This is a genomic window from Nonomuraea aurantiaca (assembly GCF_020215705.1).
Classification (GTDB): domain Bacteria; phylum Actinomycetota; class Actinomycetes; order Streptosporangiales; family Streptosporangiaceae; genus Nonomuraea; species Nonomuraea aurantiaca.
The window spans coordinates 106,789-129,983 of record NZ_JAIWNB010000003.1; the positions used below are offsets into that span (position 1 = coordinate 106,789).

Here is a 23,195-nt window from a genome sequence, read left to right on the forward strand (position 1 = left end):
GGGAAAGGCGCCATGACCCGTCTGGACAAGGGCGGTCTGGTGGACCGCTCCGTCGTGCTGTCGTTCAGCTTTGACGGTCGCCGCATGGAGGGGCATCCCGGCGACACGCTCGCCTCCGCGCTGCTGGCCAACGGGGTGCGCGTGGTCGGCCACAGCGTCGAGCTGGGCCGCCCGCGCGGCATCTTCTCCGCCGGCCCCGAGGAGCCGAACGCGCTGGTCCGCGTGGGCGCCGACCCGATGCTGGCGGCCACCACCGTCGAGCTGTACGAGGGTCTGGAGGCGTGGAGCCTGCGCGGCAAGGGCCGGGTGGACCTGGACGCGACCGACGATCGCCGCTGCGACAAGGGCTACCTGCACTGCGACGTGCTGGTGGTCGGCGGCGGCCCGGCCGGGCTGGCCGCCGCGCTCAGCGCCGGGGTGGCGGGCGCCCGGGTGATCCTCGTCGACGACCAGCCCCGGCTCGGCGGCGACCTGCTCAACAGCCGGGTCCGCCTGGACGGCTCCCGCGCGCTCGACTGGGTGGCTTTGGTACGGGCCCGGCTGGCGTCCATGCCCGACGTGCGGGTGCTCACCAGGACGACGGCGATCGGCTACTACGACCACAACTACGTGGTCGCCGTCGAGCGCCGCCCCCGGGGTGAGCGGCTGTGGCATCTGCGCACGGCCCAGGTCGTCCTGGCGACCGGCGCGCAGGAGCGGTCGCTCGCCTTCCCCGGCAACGACCGGCCCGGCGTGATGCTCGCCTCGGCCGCCCGCACCTACGTCAACCGGTACGGCGTACGGCCCGGCCGCCGGGCGGTCGTCTTCGCCTGCGCGGACTCGGGTTACGAGGCGGCGCGCGACCTGCGGGCGGCCGGCGTCGAGATCGCCGCCGTCATCGACCCGCGCCCGCAAGCCCCTGCCGAAGCGCTTGCGGGGCAGGTCGTCACGGGGACCGTGGCGGATGCCGACGGTCTGCTCACCGAGGTCCTGGTGGGTGACCGGCGCTTCGAGGCCGACCTGCTGGCCGTCGCCGGCGGCTGGAACCCGGTCGTCCACCTGTTCAGCCAGTCGCAGGGCCGGACCGTGTTCGACGAGGAGGCGCAGGCGTTCGTGCCGGGCGCCTCCGCGCAGGCCGAACGGTCCGCCGGGGCCTGCCGGGGCCGGTACGGCACGGCGGAGGCCATCCAGGACGGCTACGCGGCAGGCTGCCAGGCGGCCCGGCCGGCGGGCAAGAGGCAGGGGGGCGGCTTCCGGGTGCCGGAGACCGACGAGCTCCCCCTGCGGCCCCCGGCTGCTGTCTGGCTGGTCGAGCCACAGTCCACCGACGCTCCCGACGTTTTCGCCGATCTGCATCGGGACGTCACCGTGGCCGATCTCGCCAGGGCCGCGGGCACCGGCATGCGGTCCGTGGAGCACGTCAAGCGCTACACCACCGCCGGAACCGGTGCCGACCAGGGCAAGACGTCAGGTGCCGTGGTGGCGGGGGTGATGTCCGCGCTGCTCGGCGCCGCCCCCGGTCAGGTGGGTACGACCACGTTCCGCCCGCCGTACACACCCGTGTCCTTCGCCACGCTCGCCGGACGTGACCGGGGCGCGCTCTCCGACCCGGTCAGGACGACCGCGCCGCACGCCTCGCACGTCGCGCGGGGCGCGGTGTTCGAGGACGTCGGGCAGTGGAAGCGGCCCCGCTACTTCCCGCTCGGCGGCGAGACGATGGAGCAGGCGGTGCTGCGCGAGTGCCGGGCGGCCCGTACGGGCGTCGCCGCCATGGACGCCTCCACACTCGGGAAGATCGACGTCAGGGGCGCCGGCGCGGGGGAGTTCCTCGACCGGATCTACACGAACATGTACTCCACGCTGCGCGTTGGCTCGTGCCGCTATGGGGTGATGTGCACCGCCGACGGGATGGTGTTCGACGACGGCACGACCACGCGGCTCGCCGACGATCACTACCTGATGACCACGACCACCGGCAACGCGGCGGCCGTGCTCGACTGGCTGGAGGAGTGGCGGCAGACCGAGTGGCCGGGGCTGGAGGTGTCGTTCACGTCCGTGACGGACCACTGGGCGACGGTGGCGGTGGTGGGACCGAAGGCGCGGGAGATCATCGGGCTGATCGCGCCGGGGGCCGAGGAGCTGGCGTTCATGACGTACGCGGCCACGAAAGTGCTGGGCGTCGACGGGCGGGTGTTCAGGATCAGCTTCTCCGGCGAGCTGGCCTACGAGGTCAACGTGCCCTGGTGGTACGGCCGGTCGCTCTGGGAGACCGTGCTGGACCTGGGCGCGGTGCCGTACGGGACCGAGACCATGCACGTGCTGCGGGCCGAGAAGGGGTTCGCCATGGTCGGCCAGGAGACCGACGGCACGGTCACCCCGCAGGACCTCGGCATGTCGTGGCTGGTGTCGAAGCGCAAGCCCGACTTCGTGGGCAAGCGCTCGCACGCGCGCCCCGACACGGCGCGTGACGGGCGCAAGCGGCTGGTGGGGCTGCTCGCCGACGATCCGGCCGCGTTCGTGGCGGAGGGCGCCCAGCTCGTGGGCCCGACCGGGCCGATGCTGGGGCATGTGACGTCCAGCTATGTGAGCGCGGCGCTCGGGCGGAGCTTCAGCCTGGCCATGGTCCGTGGCGTGGCCGTCGGAGACCGGCTCTCGGCGGTGTCGGGGGAGTCGGCCGTGCCCGTGACGGTGGTCGAGCCGGTCTTCTATGACCCCGGCAACACCCGGCGCGACGGTGATCCGGCTGTGCGGGCGGTCGCCGGGCGTGCGGCGGGCTGCCGTAAGGAGAGTCCGGCCGCCGCGTTCGCCGGGCGCTTCGAGGCCGCCGGTTCCGAGCGGGTACGCCTGCGCGAGGTGCCCTTCGTACGGATGTGGGAGGTTCGCGGGGCTGATCCCGGCGTGGGACTGCGGCTGGGACCCGACTGGTGGCTCGTGACGGGGGACACCGAAGAGCGGCCCGGGTGGGTGGACGTGTCGGGTCAGCGGACCGTGCTGGAGCTCACGGGGCCGGGCGCGCTGGACGTCCTGATCACCGGCTGCCCGATCGACCTGCACCCGGCGGTGTTCCCGGGGCACGCGCAGACGCTGCTGGGCAAGGCGGCCGTCCTGCTCGAACGGTTCTCCGAGCCGGAGGGGGAGGGCGGCTACCGGATCTACGTGCGTTCTTCCTTCGCCACTTACCTCGCCGAATGGTTGCTTGACGCACTTGAGGGATAAATAGGCGCTTAGGGGTAATTGCTCTACCTAGACTTTACGAAAACATATGTCTGGGGGTAGAGCGTGCAGCTTCGGGTGGTTTTGGCCGGTTTGGCCACAGTGGGATTGCTCGCCGGATGTGGGCAGCTGGAAGCGCAGACACCTCGGGCCGACACGGGCAAAGCTCCGTCGGCCGACGTGGGGGACGCCCGCAAGAAGCTGGCCAAGCTGGCCGTCAAAGGCCGCGCGCCGCGTACCGGGTTCGAACGGGAGAAGTTCGGCCCGGCCTGGGCGGACGTCGACCACAACGGCTGCGACACGCGTAACGACATCTTGAAGCGCGACCTGAAGGACGAGACGTTCAAGTCGGGCACGCACGACTGCATCGTCCTCACCGGCGTGCTGGACGACCCCTACAGCGGGAAGACCATCACGTTCAAGCGCGGTCAGGACACCAGCACCGCCGTGCAGATCGACCACCTGATCCCGCTCTCCGACGCCTGGCAGAAGGGCGCGCAGCAGTGGACGGCGGACAAGCGCAAGCAGTTCGCCAACGACCCGATGAACCTGATGGCCGTGGACGGGCCGCTCAACGGACAGAAGAGCGACTCCGACGCCGCGACCTGGCTGCCGCCGCGCAAGGCGTACCGCTGCACGTACATCGCCAAGCAGATCGACGTGAAGGCGAAGTACGACCTGTGGCTGACCACCGGTGAGAAGGACGCGATGACCGGCATCCTCGACTCCTGCTGAGTCAGGTCTCAGCGCTCAGGGCCGCCTTCGTGAGCTCGGCCTGCCGCCTGATCTGCCCCATGACGATGGGGTTGACCCCCTTGGCCTGGAACAGCGCGACCATCTTGTCCATCACCGCGTTCGCCCGATCGAGGTCGCCCTGCCGGGCTTCGGCCCTGGCCAGGCGGCGCAGCACCATGTTCAGGGTGATGTTGTCGACGCTGGCGTCACGGGCCACCGCGGTGAGCTGCTCGATGCCCTGCTTGAGGTCCGGCGGCCGGATCCGCACCTGCTTGGCGGCGGTGATCGCCTTGAACTCCCGCTCGGCGTTGAGCCCCTTGACCATCCGGGCGTAGACGGCCAGCGGGTGGCCGCCGTACCTGTCGATCACCTCGTCCAGCGCCCGGTTGCCCGAGCTCAGCGTCGGCGAGTCGGAGCCGAGCAGCGAGAACAGCTTGCCCTGCTCGTCGCCGAGCATCAGCTCGGCCACCCGGTGGTCGTCCGCGCCCACCGGGTAGCGGACCTTGACCAGGCAGGCGGGGGAGACGATGCGGGATCCGTCGGCGGCGATGTACTGGCCGCGCACCTGATACTCGCCGGGCTGCTGGAAGTAGTGCCCGTCGCGGCCGTGCCCGATGTAGGCGCTCCGGTACATGGCCGGGTTGCCCGAGTCGAGGCGGATGTCGGGTGAGGTGTCGACGCAGTGCCGCATCATCGGCCGGTAGAGCACGGTCCTGCCGGTCGGCTGGGTGATGGTGACCTGGGTGAACTCCGTGTCGGGGTGGAGGTGGCCGTGCGTGGTGCGCGGCTCCCCGGTCGTGGACAGCTTCAGCTCCACCACGACCGGCTCGCCGAAGCCGAACGACTCCTTGGCCCGCAGTTCGAGCCGCAGCCCGGACCGGTCCACGACCGGCTGCTCGAAGGGCGCGATGTCGGCGGCGCCCGTGCCGAAGGCGTTCGCGCCCATGGCCACGTCCCGGTAGAAGCCGTGACGAAGGTGCACGAGCTCGGGGTCGGTGAACTGGAAGGGGAAGGCGGCCCAGTAGCCCTGCTCGCCGCCTGGCTGGTAGTTCTGGACGTAGTTCATCCAGGACAGGTCGCCGAAGCCGCCGTTCGGGCCGAGCGGCTGGGGTGGGTTGCCCAGGTTCTTCTGCCACGAGTGCAGCAGGTTGAAGGCGTGGCCGAGCTCGTGCACGTACGTGCGCAGCTGCGCTCGCTGCGCCTGCGGGGTCCTGCCCTTGATCGCGTCGTAGAAGACCGCGGACCCCTGCCGCTGGTGCGCGTCGTCGTAGTCGAACATGATGCCCCGGTAGCCGCCCACGTGCTTGCTGGCCACCAGCAGCCACACCCGCCAGGCCGGCACGTCCCCGAACGCGCTGAACTGCTGCGTCATCGCGTGATGCAGCTCGGCGTCGTCCCACGCCAGGTCCGCGCCCGACCCGTCGACCGGGATCACCCGGGGCGGGTTGACGGTCAGGCGGATCCCCGCCTCGTCGTAGGCGGCGGCCACGCTCAGCTCCCTCGCCGGCGAGCCGGTCGGGCCGGGCAGGGTCCCGGTGTCGTACTTCTCGAACGGTTCGGTGCCCGCCACCGAGTCCTGTTCCAGGAGCACGGTCCGGAAGTGGCGGCCGGAGAAGGTCAGCTGATAGGTCTGACCGGCGACCTGGGCGGTGCCCACCGTGCCGCTGATCGTGACCGTCACGTCCTTCGCCGGGGTGTCGAACGAGAACGTCCCGCGCCCGGTGATCTTCGTCCCCGCGCCCTCGGCCACCGCCGCGGCCGTGTTCACCACGAACGAGCCGGCGTAGGACGTGGTCGCGCCGGCCGTGGTGAACAGGTCCCCGCTCACTCGCCCGGTGGGCCGCGCCCCGTCCACGTCCACCCGGAGTTCGAGGCGCGAGTCTCCGTCCGTACCCTGATACAGCCCACTGATCACGGGGTGCCCCCTGGCGAGATGGATGCGGTTACAGGGGACACTTCTCCCACCAGGGGGTCGTGTCAACGCCCTCCGCGCACCTGCAGCGCCGCGAGCAACTCCTCCGAGGCCTTGGTGATCGTCTCGACCGCCCGGTCGAACGCCTCGGCGTTGTGCGCGGCGGGCGCGCGGAACCCGGAGATCTTGCGTACGTACTGGAGCGCCGCCGCCCGTACGTCGTCTTCCGTCACGTCCTCGGTGTACGGCGGGCGCAGGGTCTTGATGCTTCTACACATGCCGTCAACGGTAATAGCCGATGCGCTGACTTATCTCCCTCGCGCCCTCGGCCAGGAGCGCCCCGACTTCGGGCAGCCGCTCGGGCGTGAGCCGGTAGGACGGCCCCGAGACGCTCACCGCGGCCACCACCGAGCCGTCACTGCCCCTGATCGGCGCGGCCACCGCGTTCAGGCCCACCTCCAGCTCCTCCACCGTGGTGGCCCAGCCGCGCTCCCTGATCTCGGCCAGCCTCAGCCGACCGGCCTCGGTGAGCGTCGAGGGCGTGTAACGCGCCGGCTCGGCGGGCAGCCGCAGCGCCCCGAACGCCAGCAGCACCTTGCCGCTGGAGGTGGCGTGCGAGGGGGTGCGCTGGCCCACCCAGTTGTGCCCGCTGATCGCGGCGGGGCCGCGGACCTGGCTGATGTTCACCGCGTCGCCGTCCTGGGGCACCGCGATGTTGACGGTCTCGCCGACGGCCTCGGCCAGGCGCAGGCACACCGGGCGGCTCTCCTTCGACAGGTCGAGCTGCGCGGTGGCCGCGCCCGCCAGCCGTACGACGCCGAACCCCAGGCGGTAGCGGCCGCGATCACCGCTCTGCTCCACCAGGCCGCCCTGCTCCAGCGCGGCCAGCAGCCGGAAGGCCGTGGACTTGTGCACGTCGAGCTGGACGGCGAGGTCCGTCACCCGCGTCGCGCCTTCGCGCGCCAGAATCTCCAGGATGGCGATGGCCCGATCGACCGACTGAACGGACGTGTTGCTCATAGCGCAACAGACTAATGTGTCGGGGGCCTGTGACACGCTGCGGTCATGGCAGACAGAACCGCTTATCCCGACGGCGCGCCCTGCTGGGCCCAGCTTCTCACCCGCGACGCCGTCGCCGCGCAGCGTTTCTACGGCCAGCTCCTCGGCTGGGACTGCCGCGACCAGGGCGGCTGGAGCATGTGTCACGTCGACGGCAAGCCCGTGGCGGCGATCACCCCCGACCCTGAGGCGGCCGACCCGGCGGCCTGGACCGTCTACCTGTCCACCTCCGACCTCGCCGCCTCGATGGCGAAGGTCGAGGCGGCGGGCGGCAAGATCCTCGAAGGTCCCGCCGAGGGTTACGCCCTGGTCACCGACCCGTCCGGCGCCAGGTTCGCGCTCTACCAGCCGGGCGCGTTCATCGGCGCCGGCGTGCTGGCCGAGCCGGGCGCGATGAGCTGGGCCGAGGTCAACGCCCCCGACGGCGCGGCGGCCGACGCGTTCTACGGCGCGCTCTTGCCCTACGACCCGCAGCGGGTCGAAGGGGGCCTCGACTACACCGTCTACAAGGCGGGCGGCGAGCCCGTCTGCGGCCGGCTCCAGATGGACGAGCACTGGGCGGGCGTGCCGCCGCACTGGATGGTCTACTTCGACGTGGCCGACCTCGACGTGGCCACCGCGAAGGTCACCGAGCTCGGCGGGGAGGTGCCGGTGCCGCCGTTCGATTCGCCCTTCGGGCGCGTCGCGGTCATCCACCACGCGGGCGGCGGCGGCTTCTTCAGCCTGCGCCGGCCACGGGGCTGAGCTCGGCGCCGAAGTCCAGTGCGATCTTCCGCATGGCCCCGGCCAGCTCCTCCCGGTCGAGGGCGTCGATCCGCTCGGCCGGGCCTGAGACCGACATGGCCGCCACCACCCGGTTCCCGTCGTGCACGGGCACGGCCAGGCAGTGCACGCCGAGCTCCTCCTCACCCAGGTCCATGGCGTAACCGCGGTCCCTGACCAGGCCGAGCTCGGTGAGCATGCCGTCGGTGTCGGTGATCGTGTTGGGGGTGCGGCGCGGCATGCCGGTCCGTACGAACACCGCGACCGCCTCCTCCGCCGGGCGCCCGGCCAGCAGCACCTTGCCCACGGCCGTGCTGTGCGGCAGCACCCGCCGCCCGACCTCCGCGAACATCCGCAGCCGGCGCGGCGACGGCACCTGCGCCACGTAGACGATGAAGTCGCCCTCCAGCACCGCCAGGTTCGCCGTCTCTCCCGACAGCGACACCAGCTTCGACAGGTAGGGCCGCGCCCACACCCCGACCATGCTCTCGGCGATGCCGCCCAGCCGCACCAGCCCGCCGCCCAGCGCGTAGCGCCGGTCCGACTCCTGGCGTACGTAGCCGCGGGCCAGGAGCGTCTGCAGCAGCCGGTGGATCGTCCCGAACGGCAGCCCGGTCTTGGCCGCGATCTCCGACAGCCCAGCCTCGCCACCGTGCTCGGCCAGCGCCTCCAGCACGTCGAGCGCCCGCTCGACAGACTGCACGCTCACCCGCCCAACCCCCGTCCGGTCAAAGAGAAACCCCGCGTAGCGACGCGTCCAGCACCTCGGCCGTGTGCGCCACCCTGATCCGCGCGCCGCCGCGCCGCATCGCGGCGGCGATCTGCATCGTGCAGCCCGGGTTCGCCGACACCAGCAGCTCCGCGCCCGTAGAGGCTACCGACTTGGCCTTCCGGTCGCCCAGGTCGCGGGCCGCCTCGGGCTGGAAGATGTTGTACGTCCCGGCCGAGCCGCAGCAGATGGCCGACTCCGGCACCTCGCGCAGGTCCAGCCCCGGGATCGCCGTCAGCAGCTCGCGCGGCTGGGCCCGGATCCCCTGCGCGTGGGCCAGGTGGCAGGCGTCGTGATAGGCCACCGTGACGGGCAGAGGATGCCGGTCCGCCACCGGTCCCAGCTCGACGAGGTATTCCGACAGGTCCAGCACGCGGAACCCCGGCTCGGCGTCCAGCAGCTGGCCGTACTCCTTCATCGACGACCCGCACCCGGCCGCGTTGACCACGACCGTGTCCACGCCGGCCTTGGTGAACGTCCTGACCGTGCGCCGGGCGAGCCGCCTGGCCTGCTCCTCGCGGCCCGAGTGCACGCTGAGCGCCCCGCAGCACCCCTGGCCGGGCGGGATGACCACGTCGCAGCCCTCCAGCGCGAGCACCCGCGCGGTGGCCGCGTTGACCTGGGGGAAGAACTCGCCTTGCACGCACCCGGTCAGCATGCCGACCACGGCCCGGCGCGGCCCTCTGGCCCGGACCAGCCGCGGTATCCGCTGCCTGCGTTCGACCTGCGGTGCCAGCCCCGCCATCGCCCCGAGGCTGGGATGCACCCGCTCCAGGAACGGCGCCATCCGCTCGGCCAGCGCCATCCCGGGGCGCAGCAGCCGCAGCCTGCGCGGGTAGGGGAACAGGCTGAACACGATCTCCCTGACCGCCCGCTCGCGCGGCTCGCGCACGTGGACCCGCTCGACCTCGGCCCGCGTCTGCTCGATCAGCCGGTCGTACCGGACGCCCGACGGGCAGGCGGTGACGCACGCCATGCAGCCGAGGCAGGCGTCGAAGTGCCCGGCCATCTCCGGCGTCACAGGGGTGCCCTCGACGTGCTGCTTCATCAGGTGGATCCGGCCGCGCGGCGAGTCCATCTCCTCGCCCCACAGCGTGTACGTCGGGCAGGTGGGCAGGCAGAAGCCGCAGTGCACGCAGTCGTTGATCAGCTTGGGGTCGATGCCGCCGGACGTCATGCCAGATGCCTCCTGGTTACCGCTCACTCAGATGCCGCCGATGAACCTGCCGGGAGACATGCGGCGCTCCGGGTCGAAGCGCTCCTTGACCCGCCGCATCAGCGGCAGCGCGCTCACCGGCCCCCAACGGTCCACACCCTCGTACGGCGCGGCCAGCACGGTCACCCGGCCGCCCACCGGCGTCAAGCGCTCCCGCAGGCCGGACACGAGACCCGCGAAGTCCGCAGGCGGTTCAGCCGTGGGCTGGAGCCAGACCCGGCCCGCGACGGGCGAGCCGCGGAGCGAGAGCCCGGTGTCGCGTACCGCCGCCAGGACCTCGCTCGTCCGCGCGGGCGGGAACCGCAGCTCGATCAGCAACTCGTCGTCGGCGATCAGCCCCCACCAGGCCGGCGCCTCGTCCGTGACGGTGCCCGCGCCCATGGCCCCGCGCAGCGCCTCGGCCCGCTGCCCGGCGGCCGAGCCCTCGACCAGCACGACCAGCGTGATCGGCGCGTCCCCGCCGGGCCAGTCGAGCTCGACCGCGCTCGGCTCGGCCTGGGAGGCGGCCAGCATCGCGGCCACCTCCTGGACCTGCTGCCGGACGAGCTCGGTCACGACATAGCGGCGGTCGGCGGGCAGCGGGTGCAGCCGGAACGTGGCCTCGGCGATGACGCCCAGGGTGCCGTACGAGCCGGTGAACAGCTTGCCCAGGTCATAGCCCGCGACGTTCTTGACCACCCGGCCGCCCGACCTGGCCACGGTCCCGTCCGGCAGCACGACGGTGATGCCGATGAGCAGGTCGCGGGCCGTGCCGTAACGGAAGGCGCGCGGCCCGGCCGTCGCGGCGGCCAGCGTGCCGCCGACCGTGGCGCCCTCGGCGAACGGCACGTCCAGCGCCAGCTCCTGCCCCTGCTCGGCCAGCGCGTCCGCCAGCGCGTCCATCGTCACCCCGGCCTGGGTCTTCACCACGAGGTCGCCCGCGGCGTGCTCGACGACCTCGTTGAGGCAGCACAGGTCGAGCAGGACGTCACACCGCTCGGGCGGGTGACCCCAGTGCAGCTTGGTGCCGCCGCCCACGGGCACGACCGCCAGACCGGCCCCGGCGCAGGCGCGCAGCACGGCCGAGATCTCCTCGACCGACTCGGGCAGGGCCACCACGCCCGGTCGCACGCCGCCCACGACGTCGTCCGGCCCGGCCTGCCTGACCGTCACGCCGGTCTTCTCCAGCCCGTCCAGCTCCATCAGAACTGCTCCGCCTGCCCCGAGGCGACCAGCGGATGGACGCCCTTGCGCACTCCCGGCACCTCCCCGCACAGCCGCGGTGTGGGGAACACCTTGCCCGGGTTCGACAGGCCCTTCGGGTCGAAGGCGCAGCGGACGAGCTGCATGGTGTCGAGATCGTCCGCGGAGAACATCCTCGGCATGTACTTCGCCTTGTCCACACCCACCCCGTGCTCCCCGGTGATCGACCCGCCGTGCTCGATACACAGGTCGAGGATGGCGCCCGAGACCGTCTCGGCCCGTTCGCCGGCCCCCGACTCCGCGTCGTCGAACAGCACCAGCGGGTGCAGGTTGCCGTCGCCCGCGTGGAACACGTTGGCCACCCTGATCCCGTACTCCTCCGACAGCCGGTCGATGGCGGCCAGCACCTTCGGCAGCGAGGTGCGCGGCACCACGCCGTCCTGCACGATGTAGGCCGGGCTGATGCGGCCGACGGCCGCGAACGCCGACTTGCGGCCCTTCCAGATCGCCGCCCGCTCGGCCGGGTCGTCGGCCGTCCGCAGCTCGAACGCCCCCGAGCAGATCTGCTGAAGCCGGGCGAACTGCCGGACGACCTCCCGCTCCGGCCCGTCGAGCTCCACGATCAGCACCGCGCCCGCGCCCTCGGGATAGGAGCAGGCCACCGCCGCCTCGGCCGCCTCGATGGCCAGCGCGTCCATCATCTCGATCGCCGCCGGCACGATGCCGACGCCGACGATGGCCGACACCGCCTGCCCACCCTGCTCGATGCTCTCGAACGCGGCCAGCACCGTGGTGACGGCCTCGGGGGTGCGGCTCAGCCGTACCGTGATCTTGGTGGCGATGCCCAGCGTGCCCTCCGAGCCGATGAACGCGCCGAGCAGGTCGTAGCCGGGGTCCATCCGGTCGAGGGTCACCAGGTCGCCGTCAGGGGTGACGATCTCGCAGGCTTCGATGTGGTTGACCGTGAAGCCGTATTTGAGGCAGTGGGCGCCACCGGAGTTCTCCGCCACGTTGCCGCCGATCGAGCAGACCTGCTGGCTGGACGGGTCGGGGGCGTAGTAATAGCCCTGGTCGCGGACCGCCTCGGTGATCGCCAGGTTGGTGACACCCGGCTCGACGACGGCCCGGCGGTTGGGCAGGTCGATCTCCAGGACGCGGCGCATCTTGGAGGTGACGATCAGCACGCCGTCCTGGCGGGGGAGCGCCCCGCCGGACAGGCCGGTGCCGGAGCCGCGGGCCACGAACGGGACCCCGAAGTCGTTGCAGGCGCGGACCACCCCGGCGATCTGCTCGGCCGTCTCGGGCAGGACGACGACGCCCGGCGTGGCCCGGTGGTAGGTCAGGCCGTCGCACTCGTAGGTGCGCAGGCGTACCGGGTCCGTGATCACCGAGTCGGCGGGCAGCAGCGCGCGCAGCGCGGCCGTCAGCTCGTCGAGCGGCTTGTCGACCATGGAGCCCCCTTCTATCCGCCATCCTCGGTCATACCCGGTCTTTCGCCCTACTGTCTGTTCTTGTTATTTCCGGATATATCCGGAGCTGAAGCACCGGATATATCCGGAAATTTCGTGATTACGGCATGCGGGCGTACGCGGGGAGCGTCAGGAACTCGGCGAAGTCGTCGTCCAGCGCGACCTCCTTGAACAGCGCCGTGGCCTGCGCGTACAGCAGCTCGTCGTAGCCCGGCTCGGCCGCGATCTTCGCCAGCTCCTCCGCGATGATCCGCTCGACCAGCTCCTTCGTCACCGTCGCGCCCGTGTCGGCGAGCGTGATGTCGTTGTGGATCCACTGCCAGATCTGCGAGCGGGAGATCTCCGCCGTGGCCGCGTCCTCCATGAGGTTGTGGATCGCCACCGCGCCGAGCCCGCCCATCCAGGCGGCCAGGTAGCGCAGCGCCACGTCCACGTTGGCGCGCAGCCCGGCCTCGGTGATGTCACCCGGCGTCTCGGAGACCGCGAGCAGATCGGCGGCCGTGACCGAGACCTCGTCGCGCGTCCGGTCGAGCTGGTTGGGCCGCGAGCCCAGCACGCCGTCGAACACCTCGCGGCAGATCGGCACCAGATCGGGATGCGCGACCCAGGAGCCGTCGAAGCCGTCGCCCGACTCGCGCGTCTTGTCGGCGCGCACCTTCTCCAGCGCCGTCGCGTTGACCTCGGCGTCGCGCCGCGAGGGGATGAACGCCGCCATCCCCCCGATCGCGTGCGCGCCCCGCTTGTGGCAGGTCCGCACGAGCAGCTCGGTGTACGCGCGCATGAAAGGCGCGGTCATGGTGACCGCGTTGCGCTCGGGCAGCAGGAACTCCCGCCCCCGGGTGCGGAACTTCTTGATCACGCTGAACAGGTAGTCCCAGCGGCCCGCGTTGAGCCCCGCCGAGTGGTCGCGCAGCTCGTAGAGGATCTCTTCCATCTCGAACGCCGCCGGGTACGTCTCGATCAGCACGGTCGCCCTGATCGTCCCCTGCGGGATGCCCAGCAGGTCCTGGGCCCGGACGAACACCTCGTTCCAGAGCCGCGCCTCCAGATGCGACTCCATCTTCGGCAGGTAGAAGTACGGGCCGCGGCCCTTGTCCAGCTGCCGCTGGGCGCAGTGGAAGAAGTAGAGCCCGAAGTCGAACAGCGAGGCCGACACCGCCCGCCCGTCCACCAGGGCGTGCTTCTCGTCGAGGTGCCAGCCGCGCGGCCGGACCACGATCGTGGCCAGCTCGGCGTCGGGCTTGAGCGCGTAGGTCTTGCCGCCGGTCTCGAAGTCGATCGTCCGGTCGAGCGCGGCGCGCAGGTTGAGGTGGCCGCTGACGCAGTTGGCCCAGAGCGGGGAGTTGGCGTCCTCGAAGTCGGCCAGCCAGACCTTGGCCCCCGAGTTGAGCGCGTTGATCGTCATCTTTCTGTCGACCGGGCCGGTGATCTCGACCCGGCGGTCCTCCAGCCCCGGCGCCGGCGGCGCGACGCGCCAGTCGCTCTCCCTGACCTCCTTGGTCTCCGGCAGGAAGTCGAGCCGGCCGCCCGCCGACAGCTCCGCCTGCCGTACGCGCCGGGCTTCCAGCAGCTCCTGGCGGGTCGCGTCGAACTCGCGCTGCAGGCTCTCCACGAAGGCGAGCGCCTGCGGCGTGAGGACCTCGTCGAAGCGGTCGAGTATCGGGCCGGTGATCTCCATATGCCCCTTCTTCCATGATGTGGAAAATTGGTTCTGGATTATGGAAGAGAAGCTACTTCATGGGTGGTCCCCGGTTCAAGGTGGGGGCCCCCTGGGGGAGGGTCAGGGGGAAACCCCGATGTACGGCATGCCCTGGGGACGCGAGGATCTGTCTCATGAAGACGATCGTGATCGCGGGTGGCCTCCTCGCCTCGGCATTACTGCTGACGGGCTGCGGGCTGAAGGCCCTGTCCGGCCCGACCAACCAGGACACCGTCACGTACCAGGTCACGGACAAGGTCGCCAAGCTGCAGCTCAAGAGCGGCTCCGGCGACACCGTGCTCACCGAGTACGACGGCAACGCAGTGCGGGTCACCGAGACCCTCCAGTGGCGCAACGAGAAGCCGAAGGCCGAGCACAAGGTCGACGGCGACACGCTCTCCGTGTTCTACAGCTGCCCCAAGGGCTGGGACAATTGCGCCGTCAACTACAAGATCGAGGTCCCCAAGGGTCTTCAGGTCGACGCCGACGCGGGCTCGGGCGACATCACCATGAGGCAGCTGACCGGGCAGATCGAGGCGAGCGCCGGCTCGGGAGACGTGGACGCCAGCGGTCTCGGGACCAAGAAGATCTTCGCCGAGGTGGGCTCCGGCAACCTCGCGCTGAAGTTCGCCGTCGTCCCCGACAGCGTCGAGATGAAGAGCGGCTCCGGCGACGCCAGCCTGCATCTTCCGGCCGGTGCCTATGATGTGCAGACCAAGGGCGGATCGGGTGACGTGCAGGTCTCGGTCGACAAGGACCCGGCCTCTCCGCACAAGGTGTCGGTGGCCACGGGCTCCGGAGACGTGAGCGTGGTGCCGGGATAACCAGGTGATGACATGAGGGATGTCATGTCACCATCGGGGAAGACACTCCGGTGTTCAGACGTTGCCTATTAGAGATGACACGAATGCACGAATACTCCGCGCTCGACGAGTTCGACACCGACGGGATGGACCTTGAGGAGCGCCAGGCGCTGCGCCGCGTGGCGGGCCTCTCCACCGAACTTCAGGATGTCTCCGAGGTCGAATACCGGCAGCTGCGGCTCGAGCGGGTCGTCCTGGTCGGCGTCTGGACCTCAGGCACGGCGGAGGACGCCGAAAACTCCCTGCTGGAGCTGAAGCTCCTGGCCGAAACGGCCGGTTCGGAGGTCCTCGAGGGCCTCATCCAGCGCCGCCAGAAGCCCGACCCCGCCACGTACATCGGATCGGGCAAGGCGCTCGAGCTGCGCGACGTGGTCGAGTCGACCGGCGCCGACACCGTGATCTGCGACGGCGAGCTGGCCCCCGGCCAGCTCCGCCAGCTGGAGGAGACGGTCAAGGTGAAGGTCATCGACCGCACCGCGCTGATCCTCGACATCTTCGCGCAGCACGCCAAGAGCCGTGAGGGCAAGGCTCAGGTCGAACTGGCCCAGCTCAGCTACCTGCTGCCCCGCCTGCGCGGCTGGGGTGGCAACCTGTCCCGGCAGGTCGGCGGACGCGCCGCGGGCGGTGTCGGCATCGGCGGCCGTGGCCCCGGTGAGACCAAGATCGAGCTCGACCGGCGCCGCATCCGCGAGCGCATGGCCAAGCTGCGCCGCCAGATCAGCGGCATGTCGACCTCGCGCGACACCATGCGCCACCGGCGCAGTCGCCGGGAGGTCCCGGCCGTCGCGATCGCGGGTTACACGAACGCCGGCAAGTCCTCGCTGCTCAACCGCATCACCGGCGCCGGTGTGCTGGTGGAGGACGCCCTGTTCGCCACCCTCGACCCGACCGTACGCCGGGCGCACACGCCCGACGGCAGGCTGTTCACGATCGCCGACACGGTCGGCTTCGTGCGCCACCTGCCGCACCAGCTGGTCGAGGCGTTCCGCTCCACGCTGGAGGAGGTCGCCGACGCCGACCTGATCCTGCACGTGGTCGACGGCGCGCACCCCGACCCCGAAGGCCAGCTCGCCGCCGTGCGTGAGGTCTTCGCGGACATCGAGGGCGCTTCCGACATCCCCGAGATCGTGGTGATCAACAAGGCCGACGCCGCCGACCAGGAGGTGCTGGACCGCATCGCCAGGCGCGAGCGCGACAGCATCGTGGTCTCGGCGCGCACCGGTGCCGGCATCGCCGAGCTGATGGCGCTCATCGAGCGTGAGCTGCCCAGGCTCGACCACGAGGTCGTGCTGCTGGTGCCGTACGACCGGGGCGACCTGATCTCGCGGGCCCACAAGGAGGGCGAGGTGCTCTCGGTGGACCACGTGGCGGAGGGCACGGTTCTGCACGCGCGCGTGCTCCCGAGCCTGTTCCAGGAGCTGGAGCGGGCCGGCAAGCCGGTCGAACGCGTCTCCTAGCGGCCTCCTGGCACTCGTGGTGGGCAGCTTTGGAGTGATCGTGAGGGGCGGAACCCCTTAAATCACTGCGGAGCTGCCCAAAGGCGGCAGTGGTCCCTGAACGCTGGGATTGCTAGGATGAGCCGAGTCTTACGACACTAATGGCACGGGTTTCAGATGATCGCTGCTGCGAGTCAGGTCGCGTGCGGGGGCCACAGGGGATCGATGGGGCTGAGTGGCGGTTGGGATGAGTGGGCTTCTTTCCGAATAACCCTGTACAGCAAGCCCACCTGTGAAATAACGTAACTGAACTGAAATCGCCGGATCATGAGTCTGGCGATACGGTCACCGCACAGCCATACGCGGATGAGATCAGGAGACCCCCCATGTCGTCCGGACCCGGAGCCGACTCAGTGGGCGCGGCGGCAGCCGTGCGCTGCTGGGCACTGCGCTCAGCTGGGGGATCCCGCGGGGCGGTGATGCGGTGACCGTTCGGCTCCTGACCAATATCGGCCGCCTCTGGACCGGCAACGAGGTCCTCAGCAACGCGGCCATCCTCGTACACAACGACCGGATCGCGTGGGTCGGGCGGGCGCCCGACCTGCCGCAGAGCGTGCCCGGCGTCGTCGACGACATCGTCGACGTGGACCACGTCGAAAACCTGGGCGGCGCGCTCGTCACGCCCGGCCTCATCGACGCGCACACCCATCCCGTCTACGCGGGCAACCGGTACGCCGAGCTGGCGATCCGCACCGGCGGCTCCACCTCGTCGGCGATCACCGCGGCGGGCGGCGGCGTGGGCTCGACCGTCACCGTGACCCGCGGCACCGACCCGTGGACGCTGTGCAACGGCGTGCGCGAGCGGCTGCGCGGCTGGCTGCTCAGCGGCACCACGACCGTCGAGGCCAAGACCGGCTACCACCTCACCCGCGACGGCGAGCTCGCCGACGTGCGGCTCCTGCGCGAGCTGGAGAAGGAACCGATGATGCCGCGGGTGCACGTCACCTTCCTCGCCGCACAGGTGGTGCCGCCGGAATACTTCGGCCGGCAGCGCGAATACGTCGAGGCTGTGGGCGCCTGGTGCGCCGACGCGGCCGCCGCCGGCGCCGACAGCGTGGACGTCTACTGCGACGAGGGCCACTTCACCACCGAGGAGTCCCGCTGGGTGCTCGCCTCGGGCCGTAACGTCGGTCTGCTGCCGCGCATCCACGCCGGCCTCTACAGCCGCCGCGGCGCCGTTCAACTGGCCGCCGAGCTCGGCTGCGCCTCCGCCGACGGGCTGCACCACATGTCCGAAGAGGACATCGCGATCATGTCCCGCTACGGCGTGCCCGCCGTGGTCTGCCCCGCGACGGCGCTCCAGCGCGGCCACCTGCCGCCGGTCCGCCAGATGATCAAGCACGGCGTGCAGATCGCGCTCGGCAGCGACCACAACCCCGGCTACTGCGGCATCACCTCGATGTCCCTGGTCATCGCGATGGCGGTGTCGGCGTTCGGGATGAGCGTCAACGACGCGCTGCGGGCGGCCACGCTCGGCGGCGCCACCGTGCTGGGCGCGCCCGACCGCGGCGTCCTGGCTCCCGGTCGTCTCGCCGACATCGTCCAGTGGGACGCCGACCACGAGGGCGCCTTCGCCTGGTCCTTCGGCCTCAAGCCGCGCCGGGTCTGGCGGGGTGGCACTCCGGTTCAGTAGTAATGCCGTCATCGGTGTTCGTGGTCACGGATTCAACCGCTTACCTGCCTCCGGTGCCTGGTGTCGCTGTCGTACCGGTGCAGGTGACTTCCGGCGGTCTTTCGTACGACGAGGACTCCTTCACCGGCGACCTGTCGTCGGCGACCACCTCCAGACCCGCGCCCGCACACTTCGCCTCGTGCTACGCGTCGCTGGCGGCCGGCGGTGCATCGGGCGTGGTCTCAATCCACCTTTCCGGCGATTTTTCCGGCACAGCCGCCGCCGCCCTGCTGGCCGCCAAGGAGTCCCCGGTGCCGGTGGAGGTCATCGACACCCGCTCGATCGCCATGGGCCTCGGCTACCCCGTCCTCGCCGCCGCCCGCACGGCCGCGGACGGGGGCACGCTGGCGGACGTGGCGGCGGCGGCCCGGCGGTGCGCCTTACGGACCCGGACGTACTTCTACGCCGACACGCTGGAGTACCTGCGGCGAGGCGGCCGAGTGGGGACGGCGGCCTCGCTGGTGGGCTCGGCACTGCTGATCAAGCCGCTACTGCACCTGGTGGATGGGCGGGTCTCGCTACTGGAGAAGGTACGGACCGCGACCCGGGCGATCGCCCGGCTGGAGGATTTGGCGGTGGCCGCGGCGGCGGGCAAGGCGGAGGTGCGGGTCGCCGTACAGCACCTGGGGGCGCTGGGACGGGCGGCGGGACTGGCCGAACGGCTGGCCAAGCGGCTGCCCGGGGTTGTGGAGATGCGGGTGGTGGAGGTCGGGGCGGTCGTGGGGGTCCATGTGGGTCCCGGGATGCTGGGACTGACGGTCACCTCGGCCGACTAGGACGATATCGCCGAACGTTCGCCCGGCATCGGTTCTTCCGTTCTCCCGTGGGATGTCCCTTCTTGGGGACCTCTGCCGCGATGGACGGTCTTCTTCCGCTCCTCGGGAGGGGCACTTCCCCTGGTGAGCCCAACTGCGACGGACGGTCTTCTTCCTCTCTCCCGGAGGGGGATCGCCCATCAGGACCCCAACCGCCACGGACCGTCACAGGGATCTAGACGGTCGTTTGACGAACCACTTCTTCGTCCACAGGGCCGCCTGACCGTCGCCCGGTTGTCCCCAGAACCTCGTTCACCAGCCTGCGGGCCCCCGCCTGTCTCGTACCTTCGCTGGCGTGCGCAACCACGATGCGACAGCCGAGCGGACCATCGCCGAGTCCCGCCTACGGTCGCTTACCAACCCCAGCCTGCCCGGCGGCGCACTCCAACACCCACACGACCCGCCTCCGCAGCCCGGCCAAGCCCTGCCCGAGGCACCCGTGACGCCAGGCCGAGCCTCGCATGGGGCGCCCGTGAGGTCAGGCCGCGCTCCCACCCCGCACGAGCCGATTCAGAGATCTGGCCGTGGGGCGGTCCCTCACGACCCGCCTCAGAGGCCTGGCCGACCGGCGGCCCCGATCCCGCCCTCGTTCGAGGCCTTTCGCCAGGCCGTCACCACCAAGACGCCCGCCTCGCTCGACCCCGGCAGGCCGGGCCTGCGCATCCTGATAGCCCTGGCTGTCCTGGCCGCAGTGGTGGCAGGCGTGATCGCGTGGCGCTCCCAACCCACCCCAGAACCCCTCCCCGCCCCACCCCCCAGCCCGCCGGTACCCGCCACCCCATCTCCCACGGCCAAAGTGACCGTCCACATCACCGGCAAGGTCCGCAAGCCGGGCCTCTACACCCTCGCGATGGGAGCCAGGGTGGCCGACGCGGTGACAGCCGCAGGAGGCCCCGTCCGCAGCACCGCCATGTCCTCGGTCAACCTGGCCAGACGCCTGGTAGACGGCGAACAGATCGTCGTAGGCGCCCCACCCGGCCTCCCACCCGGCCTCGGTTCAGCCGACCCCGCCACCACGATCCTCGACCTCAATACGGCCACCCCCGACCAGCTCGAACAACTCCCCGGCGTGGGGGAGGTCCTGGCGGCCCGCATCGCCGACTTCCGCATCGCCCACGGCGGCTTCACCAGCGTCGACCAGTTGCGCGAGGTCAGCGGCATCGGCGCGAAGAAATACGAGGAGATCAAGGGAAAGGTCCGCGTCTGACATGCCTCACGACCTTCCTTCCTCACCTCACTCCTGGTCCCTGGCCCTGCCTGCCGTTGCCGCCTGGGCCACCACCCTCACCCTCCTGAACTTCTCCCCGACCACAAGCTTGATCGTCTCCGCTGTGGCCACCGTGTCCGCGCTCCTGACTCTCCCCAGACTTTCCCGCGTTCTCCAAGTAGGCTCCCTCACTTGGATCATGTCCGGCCGCACTTCCTCGGGAGCGGTTCAGGGGTCCGCCCGGCGGCTCTGGCGCAACGTGGCCATCGCGACTCTCACCTGTGTCGCCGCGACCTCAGCCTCGGTGGGCCTGCGCGTCCACGCCGTGAGTACAGGCCCGGTGGCCGCCCTGGCGACCCGCGGTGCACAGGTCACCGCCCAGATCACCCTCACCGACGATCCGAAGATCAGACGCCACCGAGGCGGACGCTTCACCCAGGACCGCATAGTCGTCCCCGCCACCCTGACCGTCCTCCAAACCCCCTCCAGCCTTCAATCGCCGCTTCGGCGAGGTGCGGCCGGCAGAGCAATCGCGGTGAACACCCCTGTCGTCGTCTTCGCCCAAGGCGCCGAGTGGAGCAGCCTCCTCCCGAGCCAGAGCCTGGAAGTAACCGCTCGTCTGGCCCAGGCAACCCCAGGCGATCTGATCGGCGCCGTCCTCCTCGTACGAGGGCCACCACGCGTCCTCACCTCCCCGTCATGGATCCAGGCCGCGGCAGGCACCCTCAGAGCAGGCCTACGGACGGCCGCAGACATACTCCCGGCAGACCAGCGCGGTCTCCTCCCTGGCTTGGTCGTGGGCGACGTCTCCCGCATGGACCCACAACTCACCGCCGACCTCAACGAAGCAGGCCTGAGCCACCTGAACGCGGTAAGCGGCGCGAACCTCGCGATCGTGGCAAGCGTCGTCCTGGCCCTCTCCCGCCTGGCCGGTTTCCCGCTCGCCCTGAGAGCCGTCCTCGCCGCCATCGCGATGATCGCCTTCGCCGTGGTGGCCAGACCCTCGCCCAGCGTCCTCCGAGCCCTGCTCATGGGCCTGACCGCCGCCATAGCCCTGGGCACCGGCCGGGCCAAGGACGGTGTGGCGGCCCTGTCGGCGTCGATCCTGCTGCTCATCCTGTTCGACCCCGAACTAGCTCATTCGTACGGCTTCGCCCTGTCCGTGTTCGCGACCGCCGGCATCCTCCTCCTGGCTCCCCGCTGGCGAGCCCACCTCACTGGCCCCGACCCAGAGGAAACCCCCGCAAGCGCCGACACCTACGACGACTTCGCCGCCGAGAACCCCACCCCCACCCCCACCCCCACCCGGGCCGACGATGCCAGCCGTCACAGCGACTCGGCACCATACGGTGCTGTCGCGTCCGATCAAGCGGGCCGTGGTGTGGTCGAGTCGGGTTCGGCGGGTTGTGGTCCTGTCGGGTCCGATTGGGTTATTGGTGGCGTGGCCCCGTCCGATTCGGTGGCCCGTGGGGTCGTCGGGTCCGGTTCGGCATCATGCGGTGCCGTCAGGTCCGACTCGGTACCTCGCGGTGCCGTCAGGTCCGACTCGGTACCTCGCGATGGCGGCGCGTCTGATTCAGCCGCTCACTCGGCCGCTCACTCGGTCGCTGATTCGGCCGCGTTTGGTGCCTTCGCCGCCGACTCGGCACCCCACAGTGCCAATGCCGACACACCCGATGTCGTCCTCGAGTCCCAGGAGCCGCCGCCCTCTGCCCCGATTCGCTCATCGCCCGGGCGAGGTCGGCGCCGTCTGCGGCTGCCTCGGTGGGCGGCGGAGGCGGTGGCCGTGTCCGCGGCGGCGCAGGTCGCTGTGACACCGGTTCTCGTGCTGTTGTCTGGCCAGCTGACCCTGGTGGCCATACCCGCCAACCTCCTGGCGGGCCCGGCAGTGGCGCCGGCGACCATCCTCGGGTTCGTCGCCGCACTGGTAGCTCCCATATGGCCGCAGGCAGCTCAGTGGCTGGTCATCCCGGCAGGGTACGCCGTGGGCTGGATCATCATGGTCGCCCAGTGGGCCGTGAGCATGCCACTCGCCACCCTCCCGTGGCCGGGCGGTCTTCCGGGCCTCGGGCTTCTGGTGGTCGCCGTAACCCTGATGATCCCGGTGCTCAAACGCCGTGCCTGGAGAACGGCGGCCCTCACGATGGCCGGCGTGGCGCTCGTGGTCGCGCTTGTGGTTCGTCCCATGGCCAAGCCGTGGCCGCCTCCGAACTGGCTGATGGTGGTCTGCGACGTCGGTCAGGGCGACGGCATGGTGCTGGCGGCCGGTCCCGGTCGTGGCATCGTCGTCGACACCGGCCCGGACCCCGTCGTCATGGATCGCTGCTTGCGCAGGCTGGACGTACGCGACGTACCCCTGCTGCTCCTCACCCACCCGCACGCCGACCACGTGGACGGCCTCCCCGGCGTACTCAGGAACAGGCGTGTCGGCGCGGTCATCGTCAGCCCGCAACGCGTCGCCCCGCAGGAGAGCAATCGCATCGCGACCATCCTCGCCCGCCACCGGATCCCCGAATGGACGCCACTCGCGGGCAGTCGCTGGCAACTAGGCCCGTCCGAGATGACCATCCTTGCCCCTGACTCGGCCCAGGGTGGCACCGAGGGCCAAGGCGAGGGTAGCTTGATCAACAACTCCAGCGTCGTGGCGCGCGTACGCTGGCGAGCTGGCTCGGCCCTCCTGAGCGGCGACATCGAAACCGAGGCTCAAGACGCGCTGCTGCGGCGCCTCGCCCCGCGAGCGGACGTACTCAAGGTCCCGCACCACGGCTCGCGGCGACTGGATCCGGCCTTCTTCGCGTCCGTAGGCGCTCGCGCGGCGCTGATCAGCGTAGGAGCCGACAACGACTACGGCCATCCCGCTCCGTCCACGATCGGGCTCCTGCACCGCCTCGGCGCCCGCGTCTACCGCACCGACCGCTCGGGCGACCTGGCGGTCATCGATCAGGACGGACAACTGGCGGTGGTCGCCCGCGGCCCGTAGCCGGCACCGGTCCATTCCAGTCTGCCGTTCTGCGAACGCTGGAACGGGATGGGACGCAGTTCTGCGTCACCTGACCTGGACGATGGCAGGCCCAGTCATCCTGAAGCGGTGCGTCACCTGACCTGGACGAGGGCAGGTCCAGTGATCCTGAAGCGGTGCTGCGTCAC

17 protein-coding genes are annotated in these 23,195 nt (G+C 70.8%); 9 read left to right on the top strand and 8 right to left on the bottom strand.

The window, feature by feature from the left end:
* Positions 1-12 precede the first annotated feature (12 nt).
* Together LDL49_RS10050 and LDL49_RS10055 are read left to right on the top strand one after the other, a co-directional pair.
* The gene (locus LDL49_RS10050) at positions 13-3,195 is read left to right on the top strand and encodes a 2Fe-2S iron-sulfur cluster-binding protein (RefSeq protein ID WP_225290694.1); all 3,183 of its coding nucleotides are present in this window, start codon (positions 13-15) and stop codon (positions 3,193-3,195) included.
* 99 nt (positions 3,196-3,294) lie between these two features.
* Positions 3,295-3,927: an HNH endonuclease family protein gene (locus LDL49_RS10055; protein WP_225291011.1), complete on the top strand. Its 633-nt coding sequence runs from the start codon at positions 3,295-3,297 to the stop codon at positions 3,925-3,927.
* 1 nt (position 3,928) lies between these two features.
* Here the strand turns inward: LDL49_RS10055 and LDL49_RS10060 are convergent, their stop codons facing one another.
* The 3 genes from LDL49_RS10060 to LDL49_RS10070 form a co-directional block, all read right to left on the bottom strand.
* Positions 3,929-5,842 carry a zinc metalloprotease gene (locus tag LDL49_RS10060; RefSeq protein WP_225290695.1) on the bottom strand — a complete coding sequence of 638 codons (1,914 nt, stop codon included), beginning with the start codon at positions 5,840-5,842 and terminating at the stop codon, positions 3,929-3,931.
* Between the two features lie 62 nt (positions 5,843-5,904).
* Positions 5,905-6,117, bottom strand: coding sequence for a DUF2277 domain-containing protein (locus LDL49_RS10065; RefSeq protein WP_225290696.1), 213 nt, complete (start codon positions 6,115-6,117; stop codon positions 5,905-5,907).
* A 4-nt stretch (positions 6,118-6,121) separates the two neighbouring features.
* The gene (locus tag LDL49_RS10070) at positions 6,122-6,859 is read right to left on the bottom strand and encodes an IclR family transcriptional regulator (RefSeq protein ID WP_225290697.1); all 738 of its coding nucleotides are present in this window, start codon (positions 6,857-6,859) and stop codon (positions 6,122-6,124) included.
* Positions 6,860-6,904: 45 nt separating this feature from the next.
* On the opposite strand from LDL49_RS10070, the gene LDL49_RS10075 reads away from it, so the two are divergent.
* Positions 6,905-7,642 carry a VOC family protein gene (locus LDL49_RS10075; RefSeq protein ID WP_225290698.1) on the top strand — a complete coding sequence of 246 codons (738 nt, stop codon included), beginning with the start codon at positions 6,905-6,907 and terminating at the stop codon, positions 7,640-7,642.
* Here LDL49_RS10075 and LDL49_RS10080 read toward each other — a convergent pair.
* The 5 genes from LDL49_RS10080 to aceB form a co-directional block, all read right to left on the bottom strand.
* Positions 7,617-8,369, bottom strand: coding sequence for an IclR family transcriptional regulator (locus tag LDL49_RS10080; RefSeq protein WP_225290699.1), 753 nt, complete (start codon positions 8,367-8,369; stop codon positions 7,617-7,619). The genes LDL49_RS10075 and LDL49_RS10080 overlap by 26 nt on opposite strands.
* A 19-nt stretch (positions 8,370-8,388) precedes the next feature.
* Positions 8,389-9,606, bottom strand: coding sequence for a (Fe-S)-binding protein (locus tag LDL49_RS10085; protein ID WP_225290700.1), 1,218 nt, complete (start codon positions 9,604-9,606; stop codon positions 8,389-8,391).
* A 27-nt stretch (positions 9,607-9,633) separates the two neighbouring features.
* On the bottom strand, positions 9,634-10,827 hold the full coding sequence (locus LDL49_RS10090; RefSeq protein ID WP_225290701.1) for an FAD-binding oxidoreductase: 1,194 nt from the start codon (positions 10,825-10,827) through the stop codon (positions 9,634-9,636).
* Positions 10,827-12,278 carry an FAD-linked oxidase C-terminal domain-containing protein gene (locus LDL49_RS10095; RefSeq protein WP_225290702.1) on the bottom strand — a complete coding sequence of 484 codons (1,452 nt, stop codon included), beginning with the start codon at positions 12,276-12,278 and terminating at the stop codon, positions 10,827-10,829. Before LDL49_RS10095 ends, LDL49_RS10090 begins: the two co-directional genes overlap by 1 nt.
* 118 nt (positions 12,279-12,396) lie before the next feature.
* Complete coding sequence (aceB, locus tag LDL49_RS10100; protein ID WP_225290703.1) at positions 12,397-13,974, bottom strand: malate synthase A; 1,578 nt, start codon at positions 13,972-13,974, stop codon at positions 12,397-12,399.
* Positions 13,975-14,129: 155 nt separating this feature from the next.
* Between aceB and LDL49_RS10105 the strand changes: the two genes are divergently transcribed.
* From LDL49_RS10105 to LDL49_RS10130, 6 genes are all read left to right on the top strand, one after another.
* Entirely contained in the window at positions 14,130-14,819 is a 690-nt protein-coding gene (locus LDL49_RS10105) for a DUF4097 family beta strand repeat-containing protein (protein WP_225290704.1), read from the top strand.
* A gap of 83 nt (positions 14,820-14,902) precedes the next feature.
* Entirely contained in the window at positions 14,903-16,315 is a 1,413-nt protein-coding gene (gene hflX / locus LDL49_RS10110) for a GTPase HflX (protein ID WP_225291012.1), read from the top strand.
* 463 nt (positions 16,316-16,778) lie between these two features.
* Positions 16,779-17,987, top strand: coding sequence for an amidohydrolase family protein (locus tag LDL49_RS10115; protein ID WP_225290705.1), 1,209 nt, complete (start codon positions 16,779-16,781; stop codon positions 17,985-17,987).
* Positions 17,988-17,989: 2 nt separating this feature from the next.
* Positions 17,990-18,802: a DegV family protein gene (locus LDL49_RS10120; RefSeq protein WP_225290706.1), complete on the top strand. Its 813-nt coding sequence runs from the start codon at positions 17,990-17,992 to the stop codon at positions 18,800-18,802.
* An 835-nt stretch (positions 18,803-19,637) separates the two neighbouring features.
* Entirely contained in the window at positions 19,638-20,048 is a 411-nt protein-coding gene (locus tag LDL49_RS10125; protein WP_225290707.1) for a ComEA family DNA-binding protein, read from the top strand.
* Between the two features lie 199 nt (positions 20,049-20,247).
* Positions 20,248-23,028 carry a ComEC/Rec2 family competence protein gene (locus LDL49_RS10130; RefSeq protein WP_225290708.1) on the top strand — a complete coding sequence of 927 codons (2,781 nt, stop codon included), beginning with the start codon at positions 20,248-20,250 and terminating at the stop codon, positions 23,026-23,028.
* The last annotated feature ends 167 nt before the right edge of the window (positions 23,029-23,195 follow it).